The 23,910-nt window shown below is 58.1% G+C and carries 23 protein-coding genes; 10 read left to right on the top strand and 13 right to left on the bottom strand.

The window, feature by feature from the left end; genetic code table 11:
• Nucleotides 1-2: 2 nt before the first annotated feature.
• From rfaC to rfaD, 3 genes are all read right to left on the bottom strand, one after another.
• Nucleotides 3-962, bottom strand: a complete 960-nt coding sequence (gene rfaC, locus GJV78_RS04450; protein ID WP_155107197.1) for a lipopolysaccharide heptosyltransferase RfaC — start codon at nt 960-962, stop codon at nt 3-5.
• A gap of 3 nt (nt 963-965) precedes the next feature.
• A complete protein-coding gene (gene rfaF, locus GJV78_RS04445; RefSeq protein ID WP_155107196.1) occupies nt 966-2,012 on the bottom strand; it encodes an ADP-heptose--LPS heptosyltransferase RfaF in 1,047 nt (348 codons plus the stop codon).
• A 145-nt stretch (nt 2,013-2,157) separates the two neighbouring features.
• Nucleotides 2,158-3,102 carry an ADP-glyceromanno-heptose 6-epimerase gene (gene rfaD, locus GJV78_RS04440; protein WP_155107195.1) on the bottom strand — a complete coding sequence of 315 codons (945 nt, stop codon included), beginning with the start codon at nt 3,100-3,102 and terminating at the stop codon, nt 2,158-2,160.
• Nucleotides 3,103-3,318: 216 nt separating this feature from the next.
• Here rfaD and kbl point away from each other — a divergent pair, with 216 nt between their 5' ends.
• Both kbl and tdh read left to right on the top strand, forming a co-directional pair.
• A complete protein-coding gene (gene kbl / locus GJV78_RS04435; protein ID WP_155107194.1) occupies nt 3,319-4,515 on the top strand; it encodes a glycine C-acetyltransferase in 1,197 nt (398 codons plus the stop codon).
• A 9-nt stretch (nt 4,516-4,524) separates the two neighbouring features.
• On the top strand, nt 4,525-5,550 hold the full coding sequence (tdh, locus tag GJV78_RS04430) for an L-threonine 3-dehydrogenase (RefSeq protein WP_155107193.1): 1,026 nt from the start codon (nt 4,525-4,527) through the stop codon (nt 5,548-5,550).
• 65 nt (nt 5,551-5,615) lie between these two features.
• On the opposite strand, the gene GJV78_RS04425 is transcribed toward tdh, so the two are convergent.
• Genes GJV78_RS04425 through gpmM form a run of 3 tightly spaced genes read right to left on the bottom strand, consistent with a single transcriptional unit; the run spans nt 5,616 to nt 9,431 of the window.
• On the bottom strand, nt 5,616-6,590 hold the full coding sequence (locus tag GJV78_RS04425; RefSeq protein WP_155107192.1) for a divergent polysaccharide deacetylase family protein: 975 nt from the start codon (nt 6,588-6,590) through the stop codon (nt 5,616-5,618).
• A gap of 3 nt (nt 6,591-6,593) precedes the next feature.
• Nucleotides 6,594-7,853 carry a murein hydrolase activator EnvC gene (gene envC / locus GJV78_RS04420; RefSeq protein WP_330998781.1) on the bottom strand — a complete coding sequence of 420 codons (1,260 nt, stop codon included), beginning with the start codon at nt 7,851-7,853 and terminating at the stop codon, nt 6,594-6,596.
• A gap of 33 nt (nt 7,854-7,886) precedes the next feature.
• Nucleotides 7,887-9,431, bottom strand: a complete 1,545-nt coding sequence (gene gpmM, locus GJV78_RS04415) for a 2,3-bisphosphoglycerate-independent phosphoglycerate mutase (RefSeq protein WP_155107190.1) — start codon at nt 9,429-9,431, stop codon at nt 7,887-7,889.
• 247 nt (nt 9,432-9,678) lie between these two features.
• Between gpmM and GJV78_RS04410 the strand changes: the two genes are divergently transcribed.
• The 5 genes from GJV78_RS04410 to cysE all read left to right on the top strand — a co-directional run bounded on the left by GJV78_RS04410 (nt 9,679) and on the right by cysE (nt 12,927).
• Nucleotides 9,679-10,110: a rhodanese-like domain-containing protein gene (locus GJV78_RS04410; RefSeq protein ID WP_155107189.1), complete on the top strand. Its 432-nt coding sequence runs from the start codon at nt 9,679-9,681 to the stop codon at nt 10,108-10,110.
• A gap of 135 nt (nt 10,111-10,245) precedes the next feature.
• Nucleotides 10,246-10,497 carry a glutaredoxin 3 gene (gene grxC / locus GJV78_RS04405; protein ID WP_155107188.1) on the top strand — a complete coding sequence of 84 codons (252 nt, stop codon included), beginning with the start codon at nt 10,246-10,248 and terminating at the stop codon, nt 10,495-10,497.
• 52 nt (nt 10,498-10,549) lie between these two features.
• Nucleotides 10,550-11,017, top strand: coding sequence for a protein-export chaperone SecB (gene secB / locus GJV78_RS04400; RefSeq protein WP_155107187.1), 468 nt, complete (start codon nt 10,550-10,552; stop codon nt 11,015-11,017).
• Nucleotides 11,017-12,036, top strand: a complete 1,020-nt coding sequence (gpsA, locus tag GJV78_RS04395; RefSeq protein ID WP_155107186.1) for an NAD(P)H-dependent glycerol-3-phosphate dehydrogenase — start codon at nt 11,017-11,019, stop codon at nt 12,034-12,036. The genes secB and gpsA overlap by 1 nt, the downstream gene beginning before the upstream one ends.
• 69 nt (nt 12,037-12,105) lie before the next feature.
• The gene (gene cysE / locus GJV78_RS04390) at nt 12,106-12,927 is read left to right on the top strand and encodes a serine O-acetyltransferase (RefSeq protein ID WP_155107185.1); all 822 of its coding nucleotides are present in this window, start codon (nt 12,106-12,108) and stop codon (nt 12,925-12,927) included.
• A 31-nt stretch (nt 12,928-12,958) separates the two neighbouring features.
• Here cysE and trmL read toward each other — a convergent pair whose 3' ends face one another.
• The 7 genes from trmL to lldP all read right to left on the bottom strand — a co-directional run bounded on the left by trmL (nt 12,959) and on the right by lldP (nt 19,040).
• Nucleotides 12,959-13,432 carry a tRNA (uridine(34)/cytosine(34)/5-carboxymethylaminomethyluridine(34)-2'-O)-methyltransferase TrmL gene (gene trmL / locus GJV78_RS04385; RefSeq protein ID WP_155107184.1) on the bottom strand — a complete coding sequence of 158 codons (474 nt, stop codon included), beginning with the start codon at nt 13,430-13,432 and terminating at the stop codon, nt 12,959-12,961.
• A 233-nt stretch (nt 13,433-13,665) separates the two neighbouring features.
• Nucleotides 13,666-14,055, bottom strand: a complete 390-nt coding sequence (locus GJV78_RS04380) for a hypothetical protein (RefSeq protein ID WP_155107183.1) — start codon at nt 14,053-14,055, stop codon at nt 13,666-13,668.
• A 334-nt stretch (nt 14,056-14,389) separates the two neighbouring features.
• Nucleotides 14,390-14,602, bottom strand: coding sequence for a helix-turn-helix domain-containing protein (locus GJV78_RS04375; protein WP_155107182.1), 213 nt, complete (start codon nt 14,600-14,602; stop codon nt 14,390-14,392).
• An 8-nt stretch (nt 14,603-14,610) separates the two neighbouring features.
• On the bottom strand, nt 14,611-15,195 hold the full coding sequence (locus tag GJV78_RS04370) for a hypothetical protein (RefSeq protein ID WP_155107181.1): 585 nt from the start codon (nt 15,193-15,195) through the stop codon (nt 14,611-14,613).
• Nucleotides 15,196-15,433: 238 nt separating this feature from the next.
• A complete protein-coding gene (gene lldD, locus GJV78_RS04365; RefSeq protein ID WP_155107180.1) occupies nt 15,434-16,624 on the bottom strand; it encodes an FMN-dependent L-lactate dehydrogenase LldD in 1,191 nt (396 codons plus the stop codon).
• Nucleotides 16,621-17,394, bottom strand: coding sequence for a transcriptional regulator LldR (gene lldR / locus GJV78_RS04360; protein WP_155107179.1), 774 nt, complete (start codon nt 17,392-17,394; stop codon nt 16,621-16,623). Before lldR ends, lldD begins: the two co-directional genes overlap by 4 nt.
• Nucleotides 17,394-19,040, bottom strand: coding sequence for an L-lactate permease (lldP, locus tag GJV78_RS04355; RefSeq protein WP_155107178.1), 1,647 nt, complete (start codon nt 19,038-19,040; stop codon nt 17,394-17,396). Before lldP ends, lldR begins: the two co-directional genes overlap by 1 nt.
• A 1,074-nt stretch (nt 19,041-20,114) precedes the next feature.
• Here lldP and GJV78_RS04350 point away from each other — a divergent pair.
• The 3 genes from GJV78_RS04350 (at nt 20,115) to GJV78_RS04340 (ending at nt 23,902) form a co-directional block, all read left to right on the top strand.
• Nucleotides 20,115-20,693 carry a fimbrial protein gene (locus GJV78_RS04350; protein WP_155107177.1) on the top strand — a complete coding sequence of 193 codons (579 nt, stop codon included), beginning with the start codon at nt 20,115-20,117 and terminating at the stop codon, nt 20,691-20,693.
• Between the two features lie 33 nt (nt 20,694-20,726).
• On the top strand, nt 20,727-21,401 hold the full coding sequence (locus GJV78_RS04345; protein WP_456237470.1) for a fimbrial biogenesis chaperone: 675 nt from the start codon (nt 20,727-20,729) through the stop codon (nt 21,399-21,401).
• 62 nt (nt 21,402-21,463) lie between these two features.
• A complete protein-coding gene (locus GJV78_RS04340; protein ID WP_230979062.1) occupies nt 21,464-23,902 on the top strand; it encodes a fimbria/pilus outer membrane usher protein in 2,439 nt (812 codons plus the stop codon).
• Nucleotides 23,903-23,910 lie beyond the last annotated feature (8 nt).

Here is a 23,910-nt window from a genome sequence, read left to right as displayed (position 1 = left end):
CTTCAGGATAATGATGATAATACGTTGTGGACCGAATCAGCCGATAACAGGGCTAATTTATTCTCCGGCGAACGACACGCTATCTGGTTATTCCCGTAACCGCCAATCAGCCCCGGATCCGTGGGACCATATAACGTAATATTTGGCCGATCGAGTGCGGCGGTCAGATGGCTTAAGCCGGTGTCAACCGACACCACGAATTTTGCCCCGGCGAGCACCCGGGCCACCTCTTCAAGAGTCATACGCGGCAGGACATCAACATAATCGAAACCTTCCGCCAGCCTTCTGGCTCTCGCCTCTTCATGGGGCGCTCCCCAGGGGAGGGCAATCCGTAGCCCTGATTCGCCCAGCAGGCCGATTAGCTGCCGCCAGTTTGCCTCCGGCCAGTGCTTATCGTCCCGGGTGGTGGCGTGCAAAAATACCGCGTACTCACCGGCGGCTGGACGCTGATGCAAAAAATGTCGGGCGATAGCGTAATCACCCGGCGTCTGCGGTTTAGCGTAGCCCAGGCTTTTGGCAAACAGCTCCCGGGTTCGCTCGACGGCGTGCTGCTGCCGGGCAATATGGTGCCGACGATTATAGAACAGGGTCGCCAGCGGCTCACGGGCGGTTTGCCAGTCCATGCCGTGCTTGACGCCCCGCGCATGGCGCGTTACCAGCGCGGCGCTTTTTACCAGCCCCTGCGCGTCGATAACGGCATCATAGCGCTCTGCCCGCACGGCCTGACGAAACGCCCTGCGTTCCGCTTTCACCGGCGCAGAAAACCAGGCCCTGCGCCAGCGGCGGATCGCTACCGGGATCGTCCGGGCGACCGCTTCATGCCATGAGGGGATCTGGGCAAAGCCTTCCTCAACCACCCAGTCAAAGCGAATACCCGGCACCGCCTGCTGCGCGTCGGTGAGGGCGGGCAGCGTATGCAGGACGTCGCCCATCGAGGAGGTTTTCACGATCAGTACCCGCATGCGTTATCCTTCTTCGCTCAGCAGCAGCTCATGAAGCTCCTGCAGCACGCGCTGCGGCGTTATGTCGATCAGGCTCTGATGATACCCCTCCGCCCCGTCGCCCTTGCGCACCTTATGATAGCCGCTAATCAGGCGAATCACGCGCGCCTTATGGGAAAGGGGCGGTGTAAAGTCAGGGCTGCTCGGGCCGTAAAGAGCGATCAGCGGGCGGTGCAGCGCGGCGGCAATGTGCATCAGGCCGGAATCATTGGTGACGATGGCCCGGCAGGCGGCGATGAGAATTACCGCCTGATCGAGCTGGGTTTCGCCCGCCAGATTGCGGCACCACGCCTGCTGCTCGTCGCTCAGCGCGGCCAGAATCTCATTGCCGGCCTCGCGATCCTTCGCCGAGCCAAACAGCACGATCTGGTGGCCCTCGTCGATAAGCTGCTTTGCCAGCTCCGCGTAGTGGTAGTGCGGCCAGCGCTTGGCCGGGCCAAACTCAGCGCCGGGGCAGAAGCCGATTGTCGGCCGTTCATCGCTCAGGGAGAAGGCGTGGCGGGTCAGCGATTTTTCGCCTTCGCTCACCTGCAACTGGGGCCAGAGCAGCGGCTGGGGCAGATCTTTTGCCGAGCGCATGACCCCTTTGTCCCAGGCCAGCGCCACGTAACGCTCGACCATTAGCGGCCAGGCGGACTTGTCGAGCACCCGGACGTCGTTAAGCAGGCCATAGCGCATCTCGCCGCGCCAGCCGGTACGATGTGGGATCGCGGCAAAGAAGGGTACCAGCGCGGATTTAAAGGAGTTAGGCAGCACCAGGGCACGGTCGTAGCGCTTTTCACGCAGGCTGCGGCCCAGCCTGCGGCGCTCGCCGATCTGCAACGCTCCGTGGCCCAGCGGCATAGGGATCGCCTCGTTGACCTCCGGCATTCGCGACAGCAGCGGACGGCACCATGCGGGGGCCATGACGTCGATTATCGCCTGGGGATAGCGCGCCCTGAGCGTGCGGTACAGGCTTTGCGACATCATCATGTCACCCACCCACGACGGGCCGATCACCAAAATTCTCATTCACTTCATCCTTCAGGCTGTCTCTGTATTGGCTGCGAAATATCGGGCCTGTCTCCAGGCCGCGTTAAGCGATTGCCGACAGGCTGGCGACTCCGGCGGCATACTGTGGCTGCCGCAGAGGCCTCTGGCTGTGGTCTGGATAAGATTAAGCTTTTACCGCGCCGTCGCGGTTCAGCCAGGCCATGTACTCCGCCACCCCTTCGGCCACGGTCCTGAACGGCTTGTCATAGCCCGCGGCGCGCAGCCGGGTCAAATCCGCCTGGGTAAACGCCTGATAGCGGCCCTTTAGCTTTTCCGGGAACGGGATATATTCAATTTCGCTTTTATTGTGGTAGGCCAGCGCGGCGTCCGCCACGGCCTGGAAGGACTCGGCGCGGCCGGTTCCGAGGTTAAAGATGCCGGAAACCCCGTTCTCCATAAACCACAGGTTTACTGCCGCCACGTCGCCGACGTAGACAAAATCGCGCTTAAAGTTTTCGCTGCCTTCGAACAGCTTCGGCGTCTCGCCGTTGTTAAGCTGGGTGTTGAGATGGAAAGCGACGCTCGCCATGCTGCCCTTGTGGCCTTCACGCGGCCCATAGACGTTGAAGTAGCGGAAGCCGACCACCTGCGAGTTGGCTTCCGGCAGGATCTGGCGTACATATTCATCAAACAGGAACTTTGAGTAGCCGTAAACATTCAGCGGCTTTTCATATTCGCGGGACTCGATAAAGTCCGCGGTGCGTCCACCGTAGGTGGCGGCGGAAGAGGCATACAGGAACGGAATTTCGCGCTCCAGGCAGTAGTGCAGCAGCTCTTTGGAGTACTGATAGTTGTTTTCCATCATGTACTTGCCGTCCCACTCGGTTGTGGAAGAGCACGCGCCTTCATGGAAGATCGCGTCGATATCGCCGAACTCTTCCCCGGCCATAATCTGGATCAGGAAGTCTTCCTTATCCATATAGTCGGCGATATTCAGGTCCACCAGGTTGACGAACTTGGTGCCGTCTTTCAGGTTGTCCACCACCAGAATATCGGTAATGCCTTTATCATTCAGGGACTTAACGATATTGCTGCCGATAAAGCCCGCGCCGCCGGTAACGATGATCATAACTGTAACCTTCGAATTATGGAGTCAGAGACAATCTCAGACACGAATGCCTCTTATCATATCACTACCTGCGGCGGGCTTCAGCCATTCACCGGATGCGCCCCGTAGGTACACGTGATTTATCCTGCATTTTGGAGAAGTGGTAATGCGTCATCTCGTATCGGCGCGTAGGGTTAGGTAAGATGTGCTGAAATTTGCCCAGTCTGGAGAATCGCAATGCGTGGGGATTTTTATAAGCAGTTAACCAACGATCTGGAAACCGCCCGGGCGGAAGGGTTGTTCAAGGAAGAGCGCATTATCACATCCGCCCAGCAGGCGGATATTACCGTGGCCGATGGAAGCCAGGTTATCAACTTTTGCGCCAACAACTATCTGGGCCTGGCGAACCACCCCGAGCTGATCGCGGCGGCGAAGGCGGGAATGGATTCTCACGGTTTTGGTATGGCTTCGGTGCGCTTTATCTGCGGCACCCAGGACAGCCATAAGCGGCTGGAGCAGAAGCTGGCGGCGTTTCTCGGTATGGAAGACGCCATTCTTTACTCCTCCTGCTTTGACGCCAACGGCGGCCTGTTCGAAACGCTGCTGGGGGCTGAGGATGCGATTATTTCCGATGCCCTGAACCACGCCTCCATTATCGACGGGGTGCGGCTGTGTAAAGCGAAGCGCTTCCGCTACGCCAACAACGATATGCAAGAGCTGGAGGCGCGCCTGAAGGAGGCGCGGACCGCGGGTGCCCGCCACGTGCTGATCGCCACCGACGGCGTGTTCTCGATGGACGGCGTTATCGCCAACCTTAAGGGCGTCTGCGATCTGGCCGATAAGTATGACGCGCTGGTGATGGTTGATGACTCCCACGCCGTCGGCTTTGTCGGGGAAAACGGTCGCGGCTCCCATGAATATTGTGAGGTGATGGGGCGCGTGGACATTATCACCGGTACGCTGGGCAAAGCGCTGGGTGGTGCCTCCGGCGGCTATACCGCCGCGCGTAAAGAGGTGGTGGAGTGGCTGCGCCAGCGCTCCCGCCCCTACCTGTTCTCTAACTCTCTGGCACCGGCCATAGTGGCGGCCTCCCTCCGGGTGCTGGAGATGGTGGAGGCGGGCGGCGAGCTGCGCGATCGCCTGTGGGCCAACGCGCGTCAGTTTCGCGAGCAGATGTCGGCGGCGGGCTTCACCCTCGCAGGTGCCGATCACGCCATTATTCCGGTGATGCTGGGTGACGCGGTGGTTGCGCAGGACTTCGCCCGCGAGCTGCAGAAAGCGGGCATTTATGTTACCGGCTTCTTCTATCCGGTGGTGCCGAAAGGCCAGGCGCGTATCCGCACCCAGATGTCCGCGGCGCACACCCCTGAGCAGATTACACGGGCGGTTGCGGCTTTCGTGCGTATTGGTAAACAACTTGGCGTCATTGCCTGAGGACGTAAGATGAAAGCGTTATCCAAACTGAAAGCGGAAGAAGGCATCTGGATGACCGACGTACCGGAACCGGAGGTTGGTCACAACGATCTGCTGATTAAAATCCGTAAAACGGCCATCTGCGGCACTGACGTACATATTTACAACTGGGATGAGTGGTCGCAAAAAACCATTCCGGTGCCGATGGTGGTTGGACACGAATATGTGGGCGAGGTGGTCGGTATTGGCCAGGAGGTCAAAGGTTTTAAAATCGGTGACCGGGTTTCTGGCGAAGGCCACATCACCTGCGGGTACTGCCGCAACTGCCGGGCCGGGCGTACTCATCTGTGCCGCAATACCACGGGCGTGGGCGTTAACCGGCCGGGCTGCTTTGCCGAGTATTTAGTCATTCCGGCCTTTAACGCCTTTAAGATCCCGGACAATATCCCCGACGATTTAGCCTCTATTTTCGACCCGTTCGGCAACGCGGTGCATACCGCGCTGTCGTTCGATCTGGTCGGGGAAGATGTGCTGGTTTCCGGTGCCGGTCCGATCGGCATCATGGCGGCGGCGGTGGCGAAGCACGTCGGTGCCCGCAACGTGGTGATCACCGACGTTAACGAATACCGGCTCGACCTGGCGCGAAAAATGGGCGTTACCCGCGCGGTTAACGTGGCTAACGAGAGCCTGAGCGAGGTGATGCATGCGCTGGGCATGACCGAAGGGTTTGACGTGGGGCTGGAGATGTCCGGCGCGCCGCCGGCGTTTCGCACCATGCTGGACACCATGAACCACGGCGGCCGTATTGCGATGCTTGGCATTCCGCCGTCGGATATGGCCATCGACTGGACGAAGGTGATCTTCAAGGGGCTGTTTATTAAAGGTATCTATGGTCGTGAGATGTTTGAGACCTGGTACAAAATGGCGGCGCTGATCCAGTCCGGACTGGATCTGTCGCCGATAATCACCCACCGCTTCTCCATCGATGAGTTCCAGAAGGGCTTTGACGCTATGCGTTCAGGCCAGTCGGGCAAGGTGATTCTGAGCTGGGATTAACCCTAAAACGGGGCGGATTTTCCGGCCCGTTTAACCCGGAGGTCGCGGGCCGACTCCGGCGGCGCTTACTCTTTGCCGGTGCGCGTGGTCTGCGACGCGCCGGCGTTGCCCCAGCCCTGCCACTGCTGGCGGAACCAGACGACCAGCGCGCTCTGCCCGACGCTGTCGCTCAGGACGCTGAAGACGCGGTCGGCGTAAACCGGCTCCGGCGGTTTCTTCGCTTTGCACATCTTCACCCCGCGGAACGGTTTGCGCGGCGTACTGCCGGCGGTAGCGCTTTTTGGCGGCGTCTGGTCTGGCCGGGAGGTATCAATCTGCGGCTCGTTGAGCAGGCTCCCCGGGCGCACCAGCGTAATATCCGGCGGCAGGTTATAGAGCATCTGCTGCAGCACGCGCACCGTTGAAGGATGGGGATGACCGATAGCAATGGCGGAGCCGTTGCGGCGCGCAAGATCGACCGCCCGGTTAAACTGACGGCGAATATCCGCGTCGTTTTGCGTATCGTCGAGAAACACTTTGCGCTTGATGACCTTTACGCCGGTGCCCGAGGCCGCGCGCATCGACTGGCTGTTGCCGATGGTCATGCTGTCCAGAAACCAGAGGTCGTAATGGACCAGCGCCTGCATCACCTTCTGCATACCGAACAGGCTGGAGGTCATTGCGCTGCCCATATGGTTATTCAGGCCGACGGCGTACGGCACCTTGTCGACCGCTTCGCGAATAATCCGCTCGATCTCGCTGCTGCTCATTTCCGGGCGCAGGGTGTCTTTTTCCAGCGGCTGCTTGCTCAGGGGGGCCATCGGCAGATGGATCAGCACCTCGTGCCCGCCGCTATGGGCTTTCGTTGCCATTTCACGGGCGTGGGGAGCGTTGGGCAGGACGGCGACGGCGACGGCGGACGGCATCGCCAGCACCTGGTTTTCATTGTGCGGCCGGTAGCCGAAGTCGTCGATAACGATGGCCAGCCTGCCGGCGAAAACGGGAGCGGTGAGCGTCAGCAGGCTGGCCAGCAGCAGGAGGAGGCGACGGGACTGAGGCAAAACTTATCTTCCCAACCACGGCTGTGGATTAACGGCCTGTCCCTGGCGACGAATTTCGAAATAGAGCGAAGGTCTGCCCTGACCGCCGCTGCTGCCGACCAGCGCGATGGGCTGCCCGGCGCGAACCTGGGTGCCGACGCTGACCAGCGCGCTCTGATTATAGCCGTAAAGGCTCATATCGCCTTTTCCGTGCTCCACCACCACCACCAGCCCGTAGCCCTGCAGCCAGTCGGCGAGGATCACCCGGCCGTCGGCGATGGCCCTGACCTCGGTGCCTTCGGAGGCACCGATAACCATCCCCTTCCAACGTAGTTCACCCTGCAGCTGTTCGCCATAGCGATGCAGAGTCGGGCCGCGGACCGGCCAGTACGCCTGGCCGCGGGGGGAGCCCAGCCCGCCGGTGCGCGACATCAGCGACTTCTCGCTTTCGGTCGGCTTATAAGTCGTACCTTTGCGGCTGGCCTCTTTCTGACGTTCGCGCACGGCTTCCGCCTCGCGCGCTTCGCGTTCGGCCCGGGCCTTAGCGGCGGCCTCGGCGCGGGCGATGCTGTTGCGCAGCCGGGATTCGTTGGCGCGCAGCTCGCTCAACTGCTGCTGGCCTTCGGAAATGGAGGATTCGAGCCGGGTAAGGGTTTTCTTGCGTTCGCTGCGCGCCTGCTCCAGCTTCTCCTGCTGGGCCTTTTGCTCGTAGAGCAGCGTCTGCTGCTGGCTCTGCTTCTCTTCCAGATCGGCCCGGCGGGTGGCGACCTCTTCGCGGGTCTGCCGCAGCTCGGTAATCGCCTGCTGGCGGGCCTGGTTCAGATAGCCGAAGTAGGCCTGCAGACGCTGGCCGCGCTGGCTCTCTTCACCGCTGAGGATCAGCTGGATACCGGTATGTTCGCCCTGACGAAACGCCGCGTCCAGCTGCGCGGCGAGGCTGCGCTCCTGGCTGGCCTTCTGCTGCTCCAGCCTGGCGATGGCGGCGTTCATTTCATCGATCTGCTTATTCAACTGGGCGAGGGTGTTCTGGGTTTCACGAAGCTGGCGCGCCGCGGCGGAGATTGCCACCTCCTGCGCCTTAAGCTGCACAAGCAGTTCGGCCCGCTGCCGCTGCTGCTGGCGCACCGCGCGCTCTTTGGCGGCGATATCCGCCTGAATGGATTTGAGCCGATCGCGCTCGTCCGCGTGGCTGGAGAAGGCGCACAGCAATACGCCAGCGCTGACCACGCTGGCGTAAATTAAGGGCCTGACTGAAAACCTGCGCGGTTTCACGGCCCGTGTCACGCTATTTTTCGCCTTTCCCCTCATGGGGAGGGATTATTTCACGATGAACAGCGGCTGACCAGTCATCTCTTGCGGGATTTCCATCCCCATCAGCGACAGCATGGTCGGTGCGATATCGGAAAGCTTGCCGCCCTCGACCGCCTGCACTTTTTTATCGCCGACGTAGATCAGCGGCACCGGGAGGTTGGTGTGGGCGGTGTGCGCCTGGCCGGTGGCCGGATCGCGCATCTGCTCGGCGTTGCCGTGATCGGCGGTGATCAGCAGCTGTCCGCCTACGGACTCTACCGCCCGGGTGACCTGCTCAACGCAGCGATCCAGCGCCTCAACCGCCCTGACGGCCGCGTCCATCACGCCGGTGTGGCCAACCATGTCACCGTTCGGGTAGTTACAGATAATGGTGTCGTATTTGCCGCTGACGATTGCCGCAACCAGCTTCTCGGTCAGCTCGGCGGAGCTCATCTCCGGCTGCAGGTCGTAGGTGGCGACCTTCGGTGAGTCGATCAGGATACGATCTTCGCCGGTGAACGGCTCTTCCACGCCGCCGTTAAAGAAGAAGGTCACGTGGGCATATTTTTCGGTTTCGGAGATGCGCAGCTGGGTTTTATCGTTTTTCGCCATCCACTCGCCGAAGGTGTTGGCCAGCGATGCGGGCGGCCAGGCGACGGCGGTTTTAATGTCGGCGGCGTATTCGGTCAGCATGATGAAGTTCAGGTTAACCACCTTCTTACGGGCAAAGCCGTCGAAGTCGGCGTTAACGAAGGCGCGGGTGATTTCACGGGCGCGGTCGGCGCGGAAGTTCATGAAAATCAGCGTGTCGCCATCCTCCATTGCCGCGTCGGCCTCGCCTGCGGCGCGGATGACGGTAGCCTGGACGAACTCGTCGTTTTCATCGCGCGCGTAGGCCGCCTGCAGGCCGGCAACGGCGGTGTCGGCCTGGAATGCGCCCTGCGCCAGGGTCATCAGGTCGTAGGCTTTTTCAACGCGATCCCAGCGGTTGTCGCGGTCCATGGCGTAGTAGCGGCCAATAATGGAGGCGATGCGGCCCTTGCCCAGCGCGGCGAATTTGTCGGCAAATTTTTTCAGCGAAGCCTCGGCGCTGCGCGGCGGCGTATCGCGGCCGTCGAGGAAGGCGTGCAGATAGATTTTTTCCGCGCCGCGTTCGGCGGCCAGCTCAACCATTGCCATAATATGGTCTTCATGGCTATGCACGCCGCCTGCGGAGAGCAGACCCATAATGTGAACCGCCTTGCCGGCGTTTTTCGCCTGGTCTACCGCGCCGGTCAGCACCGGATTAGCAAAGAACGTGCGGTCCTTAATTTCAACGTCCAGGCGCGTCAGATCCTGATAGACGATGCGCCCTGCGCCCAGGTTAACGTGGCCGACCTCCGAGTTGCCCATCTGGCGGTCCGGCAGGCCCACTTCCAGGCCGGAAGCGTCGATCAGGGTATGGGGGCGATTTGCCCACAGGGCGTCCATTACCGGCGTTCTGGCGCTAAAAATGGCGTTATCCTGCTGCTCTTCCCGATAGCCATAGCCATCCAGAATCACCAGTACCATAGGTTTTTTAGTAACCGACATTGCGACAACCTCACACTCAAGAGTCAAAATAATTGCGTAATTTTACTACAGCTGAATCGATAAAACAGCCGCAGAAGATCAAATAAAAGGGATGGGCCAGCCCGGAGGCGGCGCTTACTTTGCGCTTTTTTTTCGCCGCGCCCCGCAAAAATGCAATCCGATGCACGCGCTGGCTGTATTTGCGCCATCGCGCAGGTATACTCCTTCCCTGGTTTTTTAATTACTCAGTCGGGAGTTGTTACCCCCCATGCAAGAAATAATGCAATTTGTTGGCCGCCATCCGATACTGTGTATTGCCTGGATTGCGCTACTGGCGGCGGTATTGTTTACCACGTTTAAGGGCCTGACCTCGAAGGTTAGGGTTATCACGCGCGGCGAAGCGACGCGCCTTATCAACAAAGAAGACGCCGTGGTCGTGGATTTACGCCAGCGTGACGACTTCCGCAGGGGTCATATTGCCGGTGCCACTAACCTGCTGCCGGCCGATGTTAAAGCCAATAACCTGGGTGAACTCGATAAGCATAAAAACAAGCCGATTATCGTCGTCGACGGCTCCGGCATGCAGTGCCAGGAGTCGGCGAGCGCGCTGTTTAAAGCGGGATATGAAAGGGTTTTTGTGCTGAAAGATGGCATAGCCGGCTGGAGCGGAGAGAATCTGCCGCTGGTGCGCGGTAAATAATTTACCCGCCGTTTTTCACGCTCAGAGGCGCAGGCTACGGCGAACCCTCCCGGTGGCTAAGTCTCCGGGAAGGGGCCAATATGCTGCTCGTTCGCAGCATGAAATTCATCGGGTAAAGAATAGGGGAGCAAAGTCATGGCCAACATCGAGATCTACACCAAAGCGACCTGTCCGTTTTGCCATCGCGCGAAGGCGCTGTTAAACAGCAAGGGCGTCAGCTTTCAGGAGCTGCCCATCGACGGCGACGCCGCAAAACGCGAAGAGATGATCAGGCGCAGCGGCCGTACCACGGTTCCGCAAATTTTTATTGATGCGCAGCATATTGGCGGCTGTGACGATCTGCATGCATTGGACGCGCGTGGTGAGTTGGATCCTCTGCTGAACTGACGTCGCGCCGGCATTACGTTTTACTTAAGGACAACACTAAAGGGTTTTATACATGTCAGAACAAAACAACACCGAAATGGCTTTCCAGATCCAGCGTATTTATACCAAGGATGTCTCTTTCGAAGCGCCGAACGCGCCGCACGTTTTTCAGAAAGACTGGCAGCCAGAGGTTAAACTTGATCTGGATACGGCGTCCACCCAGCTGGCGGACGGCGTATTCGAAGTGGTGCTGCGCGTAACCGTAACGGCTTCGCTGGATGAAGAGACGGCGTTCCTGTGCGAAGTTCAGCAGGGCGGTATTTTCTCTATCAGCGGTATTGAAGGAACCCAGATGGCGCACTGCCTCGGCGCATACTGCCCGAACATTCTGTTCCCGTATGCCCGCGAGTGCATCACCAGCCTGGTTTCACGCGGCACGTTCCCACAGCTGAACCTGGCACCGGTTAATTTTGATGCGCTGTTTATGAACTACTTACAGCAGCAGGCTGGCGAAGGTACTGAAGAACATCAGGATGCCTGATGACCCCACGTAATGCGTCAATGACTGTGATCGGTGCCGGCTCGTACGGCACCGCTCTTGCCATCACCTTGGCGAGAAACGGCCACCAGGTTGTCCTCTGGGGCCACGATCCGCACCATATTGCAACCCTTGAGCGCGACCGCTGCAACGTTGCGTTTCTTCCGGATGCCCCTTTTCCCGATTCGCTCTCTCTGGAGAGCGACCTTGCCAGCGCGCTGGCGGCCAGCCGCAATATTCTGGTGGTGGTGCCAAGCCATGTGTTTGGCGACGTGCTGCGTCAAATCAGGCCGCTGATGCGCGCCGATGCGCGTCTGGTGTGGGCGACCAAAGGGCTGGAGGCCGAAACCGGCCGCCTGCTGCAGGACGTGGCCCGCGAAGCGCTGGGCGACGCGATTCCGCTGGCGGTTATTTCCGGCCCTACCTTTGCCAAAGAGCTGGCGGCGGGTCTGCCGACGGCGATCTCGCTGGCCTCTCCCGATGAAACCTTTGCCGACGATCTGCAGCAGCTGCTGCACTGCGGGAAGAGTTTTCGCGTCTACAGCAACCCCGACTTTATCGGCGTCCAGCTGGGCGGTGCGGTAAAGAACGTTATTGCGATTGGCGCGGGTATGTCCGACGGCATCGGCTTTGGGGCCAACGCGCGTACCGCGCTGATTACCCGCGGACTGACCGAAATGTCACGCCTGGGGGCGGCGCTGGGTGCCGATCCGACCACCTTTATGGGCATGGCAGGGCTTGGCGATCTGGTGCTGACCTGTACCGATAACCAGTCGCGCAACCGCCGTTTCGGCATGATGCTCGGCCAGGGGATGGACGTGCAGGGCGCGCAGGACAAGATAGGCCAGGTGGTGGAAGGTTACCGCAATACCAAAGAGGTTCGTGAGCTGGCGCACCGTTACGGCGTTGAAATGCCCATTACCGAGGAAATTTATCAGGTATTGTATTGCGGAAAAAATGCGCGCGAGGCAGCATTAACCCTGTTGGGACGCGCTCGCAGGGATGAGCTGAGCCGTGGTTAATCGCAGGGAGCGATCTGAATAAAGCGCCGGTCCGCAAAGAACGGGCCGGCTATAAGTCTGGAGTCAGCAATGCCGTGTCAGGAACTGGATCTCGTCTGGAACAATATTAAAGCCGAAGCTCGCGCGCTGGCAGAGTGTGAGCCTATGCTGGCCAGTTTTTATCACGCAACGCTGCTTAAGCATGAAAATCTCGGCAGTGCGCTGAGCTACATGCTGGCCAATAAGCTGGCCTCGCCGATCATGCCCGCTATCGCTATTCGGGAAGTGGTGGAGGAGGCCTACGCCGCCGACCCGGAGATGATCGCCTCGGCCGCCTGCGATATTCAGGCGGTGCGTACCCGCGATCCGGCGGTGGATAAATACTCCACTCCGCTTCTCTATCTGAAGGGGTTCCACGCCCTGCAGGCCTATCGCATCGGCCACTGGCTGTGGAACCAGGGCCGCCGCGCGCTGGCTATTTTCCTGCAGAACCAGGTTTCCGTCAGCTTCCAGGTGGATATCCACCCGGCGGCGAAGATTGGCCGCGGGATCATGCTCGATCACGCTACCGGCATCGTGGTCGGTGAAACGGCGGTGATCGAAAACGATGTCTCGATTCTGCAGTCGGTCACCCTTGGCGGCACCGGCAAAACCGGCGGCGATCGCCATCCGAAAATTCGTGAAGGGGTGATGATTGGCGCAGGCGCAAAGATCCTCGGCAATATTGAGGTCGGGCGCGGCGCGAAGATTGGCGCAGGTTCGGTGGTACTGCAGCCCGTTCCGCCCCATACGACCGCCGCGGGCGTGCCGGCGCGAATCGTCGGCAAGCCCGACAGCGAGAAGCCGTCAATGGATATGGATCAGCATTTCAACGGTATTCGCCATACGTTTGAGTGCGGCGACGGGATCTAATCTGCACCAGGGCGCTGCCCTCCGACAAACCTCAGCCACGTAATAAGGCACCAGCGTAGCCCAGCTGACGCCAGGCCTCGTACACCACCACCGACACCGCGTTAGATAAATTCATGCTGCGGCTGTCCGGCATCATCGGGATGCGAATTTTCTGCCCGGCGGGCAGGGCGTCAAGGATGGCGGGCGGCAGACCGCGCGTTTCCGGGCCAAATATCAGATAATCCCCCTGCTGATAGCTTACCGCGCTGTGGGCGGGGGTTCCCTTGGTGGTCAGGGCGAACAGGCGCGGCGGATTTTCCGCGGCGAGGAAGGCGGCGTAGTCCTCATGGCGCTGCACGGCGGCAAATTCGTGATAGTCCAGCCCCGCGCGCCGCAGGCGTTTATCGTCCCAGGCAAAGCCCATCGGCTCAATGATGTGCAGGCGAAAGCCGGTATTGGCGCAAAGGCGAATAATATTGCCGGTATTCGGCGGAATTTCAGGTTCGAATAAAACAATGTTAAGCATACTGCCCCCTTAGTGCGGGGCAGAATAACAGAAAGCGGCGGGATAATGCGACGTTCAGCGTTGCCGGCGGGGGGCGGCTCACGCCGCCGCCTGCCTTTACCCACAGCCTGAAGAATTAAGCCGTTAAGGGGCTTCGCTGTGGCAGAGATCTATTGCGAGGCGCGCGACAGCGATCCGCGGAGCTGGCGCGAACGGCTTTTCAATAGGCGTTTTATTATGAGACAGAGAGTTGCTTATTTTTGCCAAAGAAAGATATTTTTCTTTTCCCAGCCTTTCTGCTGCATACACCAGCGATAATAGTTTTCGCGGCTCTCTTCATTAACGTCCAGAACATAGCTACGAGTTTTTTGCCCCTGCAACTGCCAGCCGTAGGAATCGATATAGCATTTTTTATGTGCCTTCTTTTTATTTTTTTTATTATCCTCATCGTCACAGATTAAATTCGGCCGCTCATAGGTGGTCTCGGTGGCGATTTCATTTTTTATCGGTAGCTTTCTCAGGGCCTCGGTGTAGCATATTTCTTCGGCTTCCTGAAGGGTATAGTCACTCTTGCCAGCGGCCGGGATCCACTTTGATGTACAGCCGGAAAGCATGACCGCAAGAAGTAATAAATAAACTTTCATGGTGGTCTCTAATTCGTTTTTTTGCCGTAACCTTTAAAAGGTTAACGGGAAGGAAACTCGTCTGTAATCCGGATCGGGCCGCATCGCTCTGTCGGAACATCTGGCGCGCTCTGACGGATGCTCTGGCTTCCTGCTGCCTGCGAGGCAGTCCTGGTATCGCTCCAGCCTGCTGCGCTCATCGCCATGAATTTGCGGGCCTGAGGATATGGCCCCGGTATGACCCCCGTCGCCCGGAAACGGCGGACTGGTTGACGAGGTAAGATTTCCGCTGCCGCACCCCGCCAGCAACACGGTAAAAATAAGCGATAAGGGCGCTCTCATTCATATCTCCTTTTTATTGATCGTCATCTTCATAGCTTAAAATATCGCCAGGCTGACACCCTAAATGTTTGCAAAGCTGGTTGAGCGTCTCCAGACGAATCCCCTTGATTTTACCATTCTTCAGAAGAGACAGATTTTGTTCATTAATACCAACAAGCCTGGATAACTCTTTTGAGGTTATCCCTTTACGGGCAATCAGAACGGACAGGTTAACGGTTATTGTCATTCGCTGCTCTATATAATTAATTTATGATCGTCTGCCAGCTCTTTTGCACTGTTGAGGATGGCTGAAAAGGTATAAATCGCCAGGCCAATAATAAACGATCTTACCCCTTCTGCGCTGATACCGTACGACAGCGTCAATATTATTTTCCCCGCCGCCGTGAAGCTTAGCATCTGTAGCGTATCCTTAATCGATGGGAAGCAGGCATCGAATAAAATAAGAAAACTGTTTATCTTCAGGAGCGTTATATTGACTGTGTCCCAGAAGATTCCGCATTTGAAACGATAAAATATTACTGCTGCCAGTATTAACGCCCCATAGTAGGGAATGAAGCCCAGCAGATCAAGGAACAGGGTGGCGGCGTAAACCTTCCAGCCGCTGACGGAGTAGCCGTCCAGCTCCGGATAAAACTGGCGATAGCCAGCGTAAATATTCGGTAAAGCCTCGCCGGAAAACCATCCTTCCAGCTCTATCCATAGCTCAACCAGAGCGCTGGCGGCCAACAATATACAGACCAGCATGCACAGGTAACGAATACGAGCCGGTAGGGGTTTGCCGCTGCTTTCGAACGGCCATTGAAGTGGGGCGTTTTTCATCGTCTTTTCATTCCCTTTTGGTTGATGAAAATTATCGTATTACGATAATTTTTTATCGTCAAGCGATAATGCTGTGTGTAGAAAGCCCACGGATTTTACCGGCTTTTTTGGGGGATTTGATTTTTTATTGACTAACTCTTTGTATTTTAATGGAAATTTTAAGCTGTGCGCGGCTAAAACAAAAATGGCCGATTTGTCAGACAGATCGGCCATCAGGCGGGGAAGAGGCGGGCGTAAATTACGCCGCGTCGCCGTGGGACAGCGGTGCCAGCGCGGCGGGCAGGCTTTTGCCCAGCTCCTGTACCAGCGAGTCGCGGCTGATTTCGCTAATGGACTTCGCGCCGGTCAGGGTCATCGCCACCTTCATCTCTTTTTCAATCAGGTTCAGCAGGTTTGCCACCCCGGCCTGTCCCGCCGTCGCCAGCGCATAGAGATAAGCGCGGCCCAGCAGAACGGTGTCCGCGCCCAGGGCGATCATGCGTACCACGTCCAGGCCGTTGCGAATGCCGCTGTCCGCCAGAATAGCGATATCGCCTTTTACCGCGTCGGCAATGGCGGGCAGGGCGCGGGCCGAGGAGAGCACGCCGTCAAGCTGGCGGCCGCCGTGGTTGGAAACCACGATGCCATCCGCGCCGAAGCGCACCGCGTCCCGGGCGTCCTGCGGATCGAGTATCCCTTTGATAACCATTGGGCCGTCCCAGAATTCGCGGATCCACTCCAGGTCCTTCCAGGCGATGGAGGGATCGAAGTTGTTCGCCAGCCAGCCGATATAATCCTCCAGCCCGGTCGGCTTGCCAAGGTAAGCAGAGATATTGCCCAGATCGTGCGGGCGGCCGTTCAGGCCAACGTCCCACGCCCACTGGGGATGGGTTACCGCCTGCCAGTAGCGGCGCAGCGCCGCGTTTGGGCCGCTCATGCCGGAGTGGGCGTCGCGATAACGCGCGCCCGGGGTTGGCATATCGACGGTAAAGACCAGCGTCGAACAGCCCGCCGCCTTCGCCCGCTCCAGCGCGTTGCGCATAAAACCCCGGTCGCGCAGCACGTACAGCTGGAACCACATCGGGCGGCGGAGGGCGGGGGCCACCTCTTCAATGGGGCAGACGGAGACGGTGGAAAGCGTAAACGGGATGCCTTTCGCATCGGCGGCGGCCGCCGCCTGCACCTCACCGCGGCGGGCGTACATGCCGCACAGACCGACCGGAGCGAGGGCCACCGGCATCGACAGCTTCTCTTTAAACAGGGTGGTTTCCAGGCTCAGATCGGACATATTTTTCAGAACGCGCTGGCGCAGCGCCACTTCTGACAGATCCTCCACGTTGCGGCGCAGAGTATATTCCGCGTATGCCCCGCCGTCGATGTAGTGAAACAGGAAGGGGGGCAGGATGCGCCGGGCGGCGGCGCGATAATCGCTGGCTGCTGAAATAATCATGAGTTGTTCTCCCGGGGAAAATCGTCATGGTCGCCGGGCAGACGGGTGATACGCGCCTGGCGGGCCCGATCTTCATCAAATTGTTTAATGGTGGCGTGAACGAAGCTGAGGTGCGCCATCATCGCCCTGCGCGCGCCGTCGGCATTACCGCTCAGAATGGCCTCTATCACCGTCTGGTGCTGTTCCGTCAGCTTAGAAAATACCGGCGGAACGAGGTACATCCGCTGGCGGCTCTGCTTTACTGAAGACTGTAGCAGATCGAAAAAACCGCGCATGGTCTGCAGCAACACCACGTTGTGCGAGGCTTCGGCGATGGCCAGGTGAAGGCGGACATCGGCCTGCGAGGCGAGATCGGGGTCGTCGCTCAGCGTGGCGTCGAAGCAGAGCTTAATTTTTTCTTTATCGGCCCGGGAGGCGCGCATCGCGGCGTGCCAGGCGGTGCTGGCCTCAATGGCGTGGCGGGCTTCCAGAATATCGAAGCCATAGTCCGGGTCATCGGCCATCAGCGCCTTCAGGGGCTGGATGATATTCAGTTCGGACCACGCTTCATGCTGCCAGCGAACAAAGGTACCGCCGCCGCGGCGGCTTAACAGCAGGCCTTCGCTCACCAGCTTCGCCAGCGCCTCGCGCAGCGAGTTGCGCGAAACGCCAAGCTGTATCGCCAGCTGCCGCTCGGCGGGCAGCCTCATGCCCGCCTCCAGCCGCTGCTCTTTAATCAACGTCCGTATGCGGCAGGCAATCTCGTCGCAGAGGCGTCCGGGCATGGCCATTAAGGGATCATCCAGGTGAAAACCCTGGCCTGCAGGGTGGCAAGTGCTCCCACCATGCAGGTAAAAATCAGGCTGTGCTTAACGGTAAAGCGGAACAGGTCCGACTCCCTGCCGACCAGCCCCACCGCCGCGCTGGCGATGGCGATGGACTGGGGAGAGATCATCTTGCCGGTTACGCCGCCGGTGGTGTTTGTCGCCACCATCAGCACGTCGGAGACGCCGATTTGCTGGGCGGCCGTCGCCTGCAGCGCGGCAAACAGCGCGTTTGACGAGGTGTCCGAGCCGGTCAGGAATACGCCCAGCCAGCCGAGGAACGGTGAGAAAAAGGTGAAGGCGCTGCCGGTGTGCGCCAGCGCCAGGGCCAGCGTTGAGGAAAGCCCGGAATAGTTAGAGATAAAGGCGAACGCCAGCACCATGCCGATAGAGTAAATGGGCAGCGCCAGCTCCTTTAGCGTGTCGCCGAAGGTCCTGAGCGCCGCCGCGGGCCGCATTTTCAGCCAGATGACGGAGAGCAGCGCGGCAAACAGGATGGCGGTGCCGGTGGCGGAGAGCCAGTCGAATTTATACACCGCCGCCCAGGCCGTTGCTTGATTCACCACCGGCGGCATCCGGGCGACCAGCCCATCGAGAAACGGCACCGGTATGTTAACCACCGCGTCGTACAGCGCGCCGCCGGGAGCGAACAGCGCCTTAAAGGGCGGAACGCTCCACAGGGTGACGGTGGCGGTGAGAAACAGGAACGGTGACCAGGCGCGAATTATCTGCCCCGGCGTATAGCGCGCCTGCGTCAGCGGCTGGTTGGTATCCTTATCGGCAAAGCGGAAGATTCGCGTCGGCTGCCAGCGCTTCAGAAACAGGGTCAGGCAGACCAGTGATACCAGCGAGGAGATAATATCCGGCAGCTCCGGCCCGATAAAGTTAGCGCTGAGGTACTGCGTAACGGCAAATGAACCGCCGGCCACCAGCACGGCGGGCCAGGTCTCTTTAATGCCTCGCCAGCCGTCCATAATCGCCATGATCCAGAACAGCACGACAGGGGTCAGAAACGGCAGCTGGCGGCCCACCATCTGGCCGATAGTAAAGCTGTCCAGCCCGGTGACCTGCCCGGCGACCAGAATCGGAATGCCCATTGCGCCGAACGCCACCGGGGCGGTGTTGACGATCAGGCACAGGCCCGCGGCGTACAGCGGGTTGAAGCCCAGCCCCACCAGCAGCGCGGCGGTAATCGCCACCGGCGCGCCAAAGCCCGCGGCCCCTTCGAGAAAGGCTCCAAAGGAGAAGCCGACGATCAGCATCTGCAGGCGCTGGTCGGGGGTAATGGAAAGTATCGACGAGCGGATGATGTCAAACTGGCCGGTTTTCACCGAGATTTTATAGACGAATACCGCGGTGATAATAATCCAGGCGATCGGCCACAGCCCGTAAAAGAAGCCATACACCGCCGAGGCGAGGGCGCGATCCAGCGGCATTTTATAGAACATCAGGGCAACGGCCAGGGCGATCGCTACCGTCCATGAGGCGGCAACATAGCCCTTCAGCCGGAGCTTAATCAGCGCGAAGAAGAAGAAGAGAATCGGAAGCGAGGCGATCAGGCTGGAAAGCCAGATATTACCGGCCGGATCGTAGTGCTGTTGCCAGAGATGCATTGCAGGTCTCCTGAGGATCACCCGCTTCAGCGCGCGTTAGGCCTGCGCCCGACACAGCCTGGTTATGTAAAGGTGGTCCTGCCAATGAGTTGTTGTAGTGATAATGACAATGAATGGTTAATTAATTGTTGCATTGTGGCAAGCGCCTTGCGCTGGAAAACGCACGAACTGTGAACGGAAATTCAATTTTTATCATGTTTGGTAGGGCCAATTCATAAGCAGCGGTTAACCCATTGCGCCACCCCGACTGCAGAAAAATGGCTACCGCTCCGGCGTTTTCAGGGGAAAAAACGGGCAGGTTATCGATATATCGACCGGTAAAGACGGCCTTTTTGTATGCAAAACATTGCGGTTATGTTTATTTTTATTTGGTTTTATGTTTATGTAGTGTTTCAAATATCAAATTAATTCCATTGATTAAAAATTTTTTAGTTAAAACCGCGCATCTTATTTCGTAGCAAAAATTTTCTATTATGTTAATTTATGCGCATATCGTTTAACAGAAGATTACAAACGATCATTCGCTGATCAATAAATATTTCTACTGTATTTTTGCTTTTAGATGAGAAATTATTCTTAATAGCCTGGTTTAATTTAAACTTTATGCTGTGGCCAGCGCGATAACAATTGATCAATGTTTGATCGATTGATGATGGTGTGATTGAGTAAGTAAACTAATAGGTGACTAATTATATCGCTATCACCTAAAACAGGTTAAATTTGTTGATTTTATGTAAATAAAAATACAGCTTCAGAAAGTGCGCTTCTCCTGCAGGTTATGGACGTTAAATTGCAAATGCTTTACTATTTATTTCGCATCAGGCGAATTGATGCGGTGAAAGTTCCTGGTTCAGGGGCAAGCGTAGCGGTTATCTGTTTATTCAAACGCATCTAACTTTTTATATTCCTTACACCGCGTAAGGGATCTGGATTGTCATCATCGGGATGGACCCCCTTAATTAATGAGGTCACCTGTCCCGCCTCAGGTTATTCTTTTGACGGTATCTCGTGTCCTCATAAATTTTCTGAAGATTTATCTGTCAGTTATAAATTTAAAAGTGGAGTCATTTTCGAATGAAAATAAACAATGTGGCAAAAGCAATATTGGCGGCAAGCCTGGTTTTTTCTGCGCCAATGGTTTTCGCCGACGGCTCAGGCGTAAATACGTCTCTGGACAGCAGTGAGGGTACGCAAGGCTCCGGCGGCGTGGTAACCTTTCAGGGGAAAATAACGGAAGTTTCTTGCAACGTGACCACCGACTCCAAAAGTAAGCTGGTTGACCTCGGTGCCTGGGCGAAAAGTTATTTCGACGACCATGACGAAACGACCCGCCGCCAGTTCAAGATTAACGTTGAGGATTGCCCGGAGTCCGTTACCTCCGTCGCCGTGCTGTTTGACGGCACCAAAGACGCTCAGGACAGCACGCTTCTGAAGGTCACGCCCGGCGCGGATTCCGCAAGCGGCGTCGGCGTTAAGCTGCTGGAAGACGACGGCAGCACGCAGATTAAAATTGGTTCGGTCTCTAAATCTGTAGCGCCGGAAGCGGGCGGTACGGCCGAGCTGGCCTTTTATGCCGATTACACCAAAAATGGCGATGCTATTAAAGCGGGTGACGCCAGCGCGGTGTCCAACTTTTTAATGGTTTATAACTAATACTTTTCTCATTTGCCACCTCCAGGAATCATGATAATGAAATGCTTAACGGGTTTAGTGCTCTCATTTTTAATGATTGCTTCCTCCCCGGTATTAGCCGGGGTTGTTATGGGCGGAACGCGCGTCATCTATCCGCAAAATACCAGGGAGGTGGCGTTTTCCGTCACGAATATGGAAAATTCCACGCCTTATCTTATTCAGTCGTGGGTAGAAAATTACGATCGGCGGAATAAATCGCAGCCGCCTTTTATCGTTACTCCGCCGCTGTTCAGACTCGATCCGGAGCAAACCAATACGCTGCGTATTCGTTATACCGGGGCACCTTTACCCACCGATCGGGAATCAGTTTTTTGGCTCAACGTTAAATCCATATCGCCAAAGCCGAAGGACGGAAATAACGAACTGCAAATCAATATTAAGTCAAAGTTTAAAATATTTTTCCGTCCGACGGGGCTGGGTAACGGCGCGGAGACGGCCTGGAAAAAGCTGACCGTCTCGCGGACGGGTTCCGGGGTTACAATCAATAACCCTACCCCCTGGTACGTCTCTTTCCATAGCCTGAAGGTGGCGGGGAAATCCATTCCTGAGCCGGGCATGATTGGACCGGGAGAGCGTCGCGAGCTGCCAGGCCCGGCGACGGGTAACGTCACCTGGACTGCGATCAACGACTTTGGCGGCATCACGCCCTCCTTCTCACAGCACTACTGACGGTTATTTTTGCCCGGGTTTAGATGATGACTTTTCGATTACATCGTGAGGTCTCCGTCGGCATGCTGCTCATCTTATGCTATGCCCGGCCGGGGCTGACCGAAGATTATTTTGACCCCGCCGCGCTTGAGCTCTCTTCGTCTGCCCAGGAGAGGGCCGACCTGCGCTATTTTTCAGAGCAGGGTGGCCAGATGCCCGGAACCTGGGCGGTCACGATAGAGCTGAACGGGCACGAAGAGGGGACGGAAACGCTGACCTTCGTTGCCGTAAACGGCGACCTGCAGCCGGAGCTGAGCGTCGATCTGCTGGCGAAGCTGGGCGTTAACGTCGGCGTGGTGCCGGCCTTTTCGCGGCTGCATAAGGGCGAAACCTTTACCCGGATTGGCGACTTTATTCCTGCCGCCAAAGTGAAATACGATTTTTCGCAGCAGCGCCTGGCGCTGAGCATTCCCCAGGCGGCGATGAAAAATCGCTCCCGCGGCTACGTTCCCTCCTCCCAGTGGGACGATGGCATCACGGCCGGGTTTATCGACTATAACCTGACGGGAGCCACTGCCCACCGGCAGAGCGGCGACGGCACCTCCGCCTATCTGAGCCTGCGTAACGGCATCAACATCGGCCCGTGGCGGCTGCGCAATACCTCATCATTGAACTATAGCGAAACGGGCGGCAGCCGCTGGCAGTCGCAAAGCAGCTGGCTTTCTCGCGATCTGCGTGGGCTGAAAAGCCAGCTGCGGGTGGGGGATGCGTGGACGCCCGGTGAGATCTTCGACAGCGTAGGGTTTCGCGGCCTGCAGGTAGCCACAAGTGAAAGTATGCTGCCTGACAGCCAGCGCGGCTACGCGCCGACCGTGCGCGGCGTGGCGCACAGCTTTGCCCGGGTATCCGTTTCGCAGCATGGCTACGTCATTTATGAAACCTGGGTGGCCGCCGGCCCTTTTGTCATTAACGATCTGTTTCCCGGGGCCCAGAGCGGCGACCTGGAGGTGACCATCACCGAAAGCGACGGCACAAAGCGCACGTTCACCCAGCCCTATTCGGCGATCCCGTTTATGCTGCGCGAGGGGCGGTTCAAGTACAGCGTTAGCGTCGGGCGCTACCATTCCGGTGAGAGCGATGTGCATAACCCCAACTTCGTCGAGACTACCTTTTTTTACGGCCTGCCGGGCCAGATGACGCTCTACGGCGGCGGGCGCGGGGCAGATAACTATCAGGCGATAGCGCTGGGACTGGGCCGCAGCTTTGGCGAATTCGGCTCCATCGGCATCGATGACACGCTGGCCAAAAGCCGCCTGCCGGACGGCGATAAGGCCCTCGGCCAGGCGTGGCGTCTGCAGTACCAGAAAGATTTTACCTCTACCGGCACCGCCTTCAGCCTGGCCAGCTACCGCTACGCCACGCGCAATTTCTATGAGTTCGGTGAGCTTAATCAGGCGGATGACAGCCAGCTGCGCAGAAATAACCGGCGCAGCCGATCGCAACTGACGATGACCCAGTCATTAGGTGATATGGGGAGCCTCAGCGTGTCGGCGTGGATGCAGGACTACTGGCATACCGCCGGTGAGGACAAAACTATCCACCTCGGCTGGTATACCAGCTGGCGTGGCGTTACGGTGGGGCTGGGCTATTACTATACCGATTCGGCGGTAACACGGGACCCTGAGCGAACCGTCTCGTTCAATGTCAATATTCCGCTGGGTAAATGGCTGCCTGACAGCTCCGTCAGCTATTTTTTCAACCAGAGCAACCGTGGGATCGCCACCCAGCAGGTGTCGCTTAACGGCACGGCGCTGGCGGATCGTAGCCTGAGCTATAACCTCCAGCAGGGCCTCTCCGGCGGGGGCCAGCAGCAGAGCACCAGCCTGGGCGTGCAGTACAGCGGCGGCTACGGCAACGCCAGCGTCGGTTACGACCAGAGCGGCGGCACCCGTAATATCAGCCTCGGCCTGTCCGGAGGGGTACTGGCGACGCGGTATGGCGTGACCTTTAGCCAGCCGCTCAGCGATACGGTGGCGCTGCTGCGCGTGCCGGGGGCGAAGAACGTATCGCCGGAGGGCTTCAGCAGCATCCATACCGACAGCCGGGGCTACGCGGTGATCCCCTCTGTCTCCGCGTATCGCAAAAATACGCTGACGCTGAATACGGAAACGCTCTCTGAAAACGCCGACGTCGAGCAGAGCGGGAGGATCGTGATCCCCACCAGCGGCGCGGTGGTGCTGGCCGATTACAAAACGCATATCGGCTATCGCGTGCTGTTCTCATTACGCTATAAGGGGGCGCCGCTACCCTTTGGCGCAACGGCCGGAGTAATCGAAAACCCCGGTAGCGAAGGAATGGTCGCCGACGGCGGCGAGGCCTACCTGAGCGGCGTGCCGGAGCGCGGTACGCTGCGCGTGCGCTGGAATAAGAATGGGATGAAGATCGTCTGCCAGGCACCCTTTACCCTTTCCGCCGCCCATACCGCACCGGGGATAGCCACCCTCTCCCTGGACTGCCAATAAGGAATCAT

Origin of the sequence: Intestinirhabdus alba (assembly GCF_009711095.1) — a bacterium.
Taxonomy (GTDB): domain Bacteria; phylum Pseudomonadota; class Gammaproteobacteria; order Enterobacterales; family Enterobacteriaceae; genus Intestinirhabdus; species Intestinirhabdus alba.
Note: the sequence above shows the minus strand (reverse complement) of the source record. Positions and strands in the feature narration are given on the sequence as shown.

What these genes read in the sequence shown, in the direction of transcription:
- rfaC (WP_155107197.1), bottom strand. Translation starts at nt 962, where the DNA reads ATGCGGGTACTGATCGTGAAAACCTCCTCGATGGGCGACGTCCTGCAT.
- rfaF (WP_155107196.1), bottom strand. Translation starts at nt 2,012, where the DNA reads ATGAGAATTTTGGTGATCGGCCCGTCGTGGGTGGGTGACATGATGATG.
- rfaD (WP_155107195.1), bottom strand. Translation starts at nt 3,102, where the DNA reads ATGATCATCGTTACCGGCGGCGCGGGCTTTATCGGCAGCAATATCGTT.
- kbl (WP_155107194.1), top strand. Translation starts at nt 3,319, where the DNA reads ATGCGTGGGGATTTTTATAAGCAGTTAACCAACGATCTGGAAACCGCC.
- tdh (WP_155107193.1), top strand. Translation starts at nt 4,525, where the DNA reads ATGAAAGCGTTATCCAAACTGAAAGCGGAAGAAGGCATCTGGATGACC.
- gpmM (WP_155107190.1), bottom strand. Translation starts at nt 9,431, where the DNA reads ATGTCGGTTACTAAAAAACCTATGGTACTGGTGATTCTGGATGGCTAT.
- GJV78_RS04410 (WP_155107189.1), top strand. Translation starts at nt 9,679, where the DNA reads ATGCAAGAAATAATGCAATTTGTTGGCCGCCATCCGATACTGTGTATT.
- grxC (WP_155107188.1), top strand. Translation starts at nt 10,246, where the DNA reads ATGGCCAACATCGAGATCTACACCAAAGCGACCTGTCCGTTTTGCCAT.
- secB (WP_155107187.1), top strand. Translation starts at nt 10,550, where the DNA reads ATGTCAGAACAAAACAACACCGAAATGGCTTTCCAGATCCAGCGTATT.
- gpsA (WP_155107186.1), top strand. Translation starts at nt 11,017, where the DNA reads ATGACCCCACGTAATGCGTCAATGACTGTGATCGGTGCCGGCTCGTAC.
- cysE (WP_155107185.1), top strand. Translation starts at nt 12,106, where the DNA reads ATGCCGTGTCAGGAACTGGATCTCGTCTGGAACAATATTAAAGCCGAA.
- trmL (WP_155107184.1), bottom strand. Translation starts at nt 13,432, where the DNA reads ATGCTTAACATTGTTTTATTCGAACCTGAAATTCCGCCGAATACCGGC.
- GJV78_RS04380 (WP_155107183.1), bottom strand. Translation starts at nt 14,055, where the DNA reads ATGAAAGTTTATTTATTACTTCTTGCGGTCATGCTTTCCGGCTGTACA.
- GJV78_RS04375 (WP_155107182.1), bottom strand. Translation starts at nt 14,602, where the DNA reads ATGACAATAACCGTTAACCTGTCCGTTCTGATTGCCCGTAAAGGGATA.
- GJV78_RS04370 (WP_155107181.1), bottom strand. Translation starts at nt 15,195, where the DNA reads ATGAAAAACGCCCCACTTCAATGGCCGTTCGAAAGCAGCGGCAAACCC.
- lldD (WP_155107180.1), bottom strand. Translation starts at nt 16,624, where the DNA reads ATGATTATTTCAGCAGCCAGCGATTATCGCGCCGCCGCCCGGCGCATC.
- lldR (WP_155107179.1), bottom strand. Translation starts at nt 17,394, where the DNA reads ATGGCCATGCCCGGACGCCTCTGCGACGAGATTGCCTGCCGCATACGG.
- lldP (WP_155107178.1), bottom strand. Translation starts at nt 19,040, where the DNA reads ATGCATCTCTGGCAACAGCACTACGATCCGGCCGGTAATATCTGGCTT.
- GJV78_RS04350 (WP_155107177.1), top strand. Translation starts at nt 20,115, where the DNA reads ATGAAAATAAACAATGTGGCAAAAGCAATATTGGCGGCAAGCCTGGTT.
- GJV78_RS04340 (WP_230979062.1), top strand. Translation starts at nt 21,464, where the DNA reads ATGCTGCTCATCTTATGCTATGCCCGGCCGGGGCTGACCGAAGATTAT.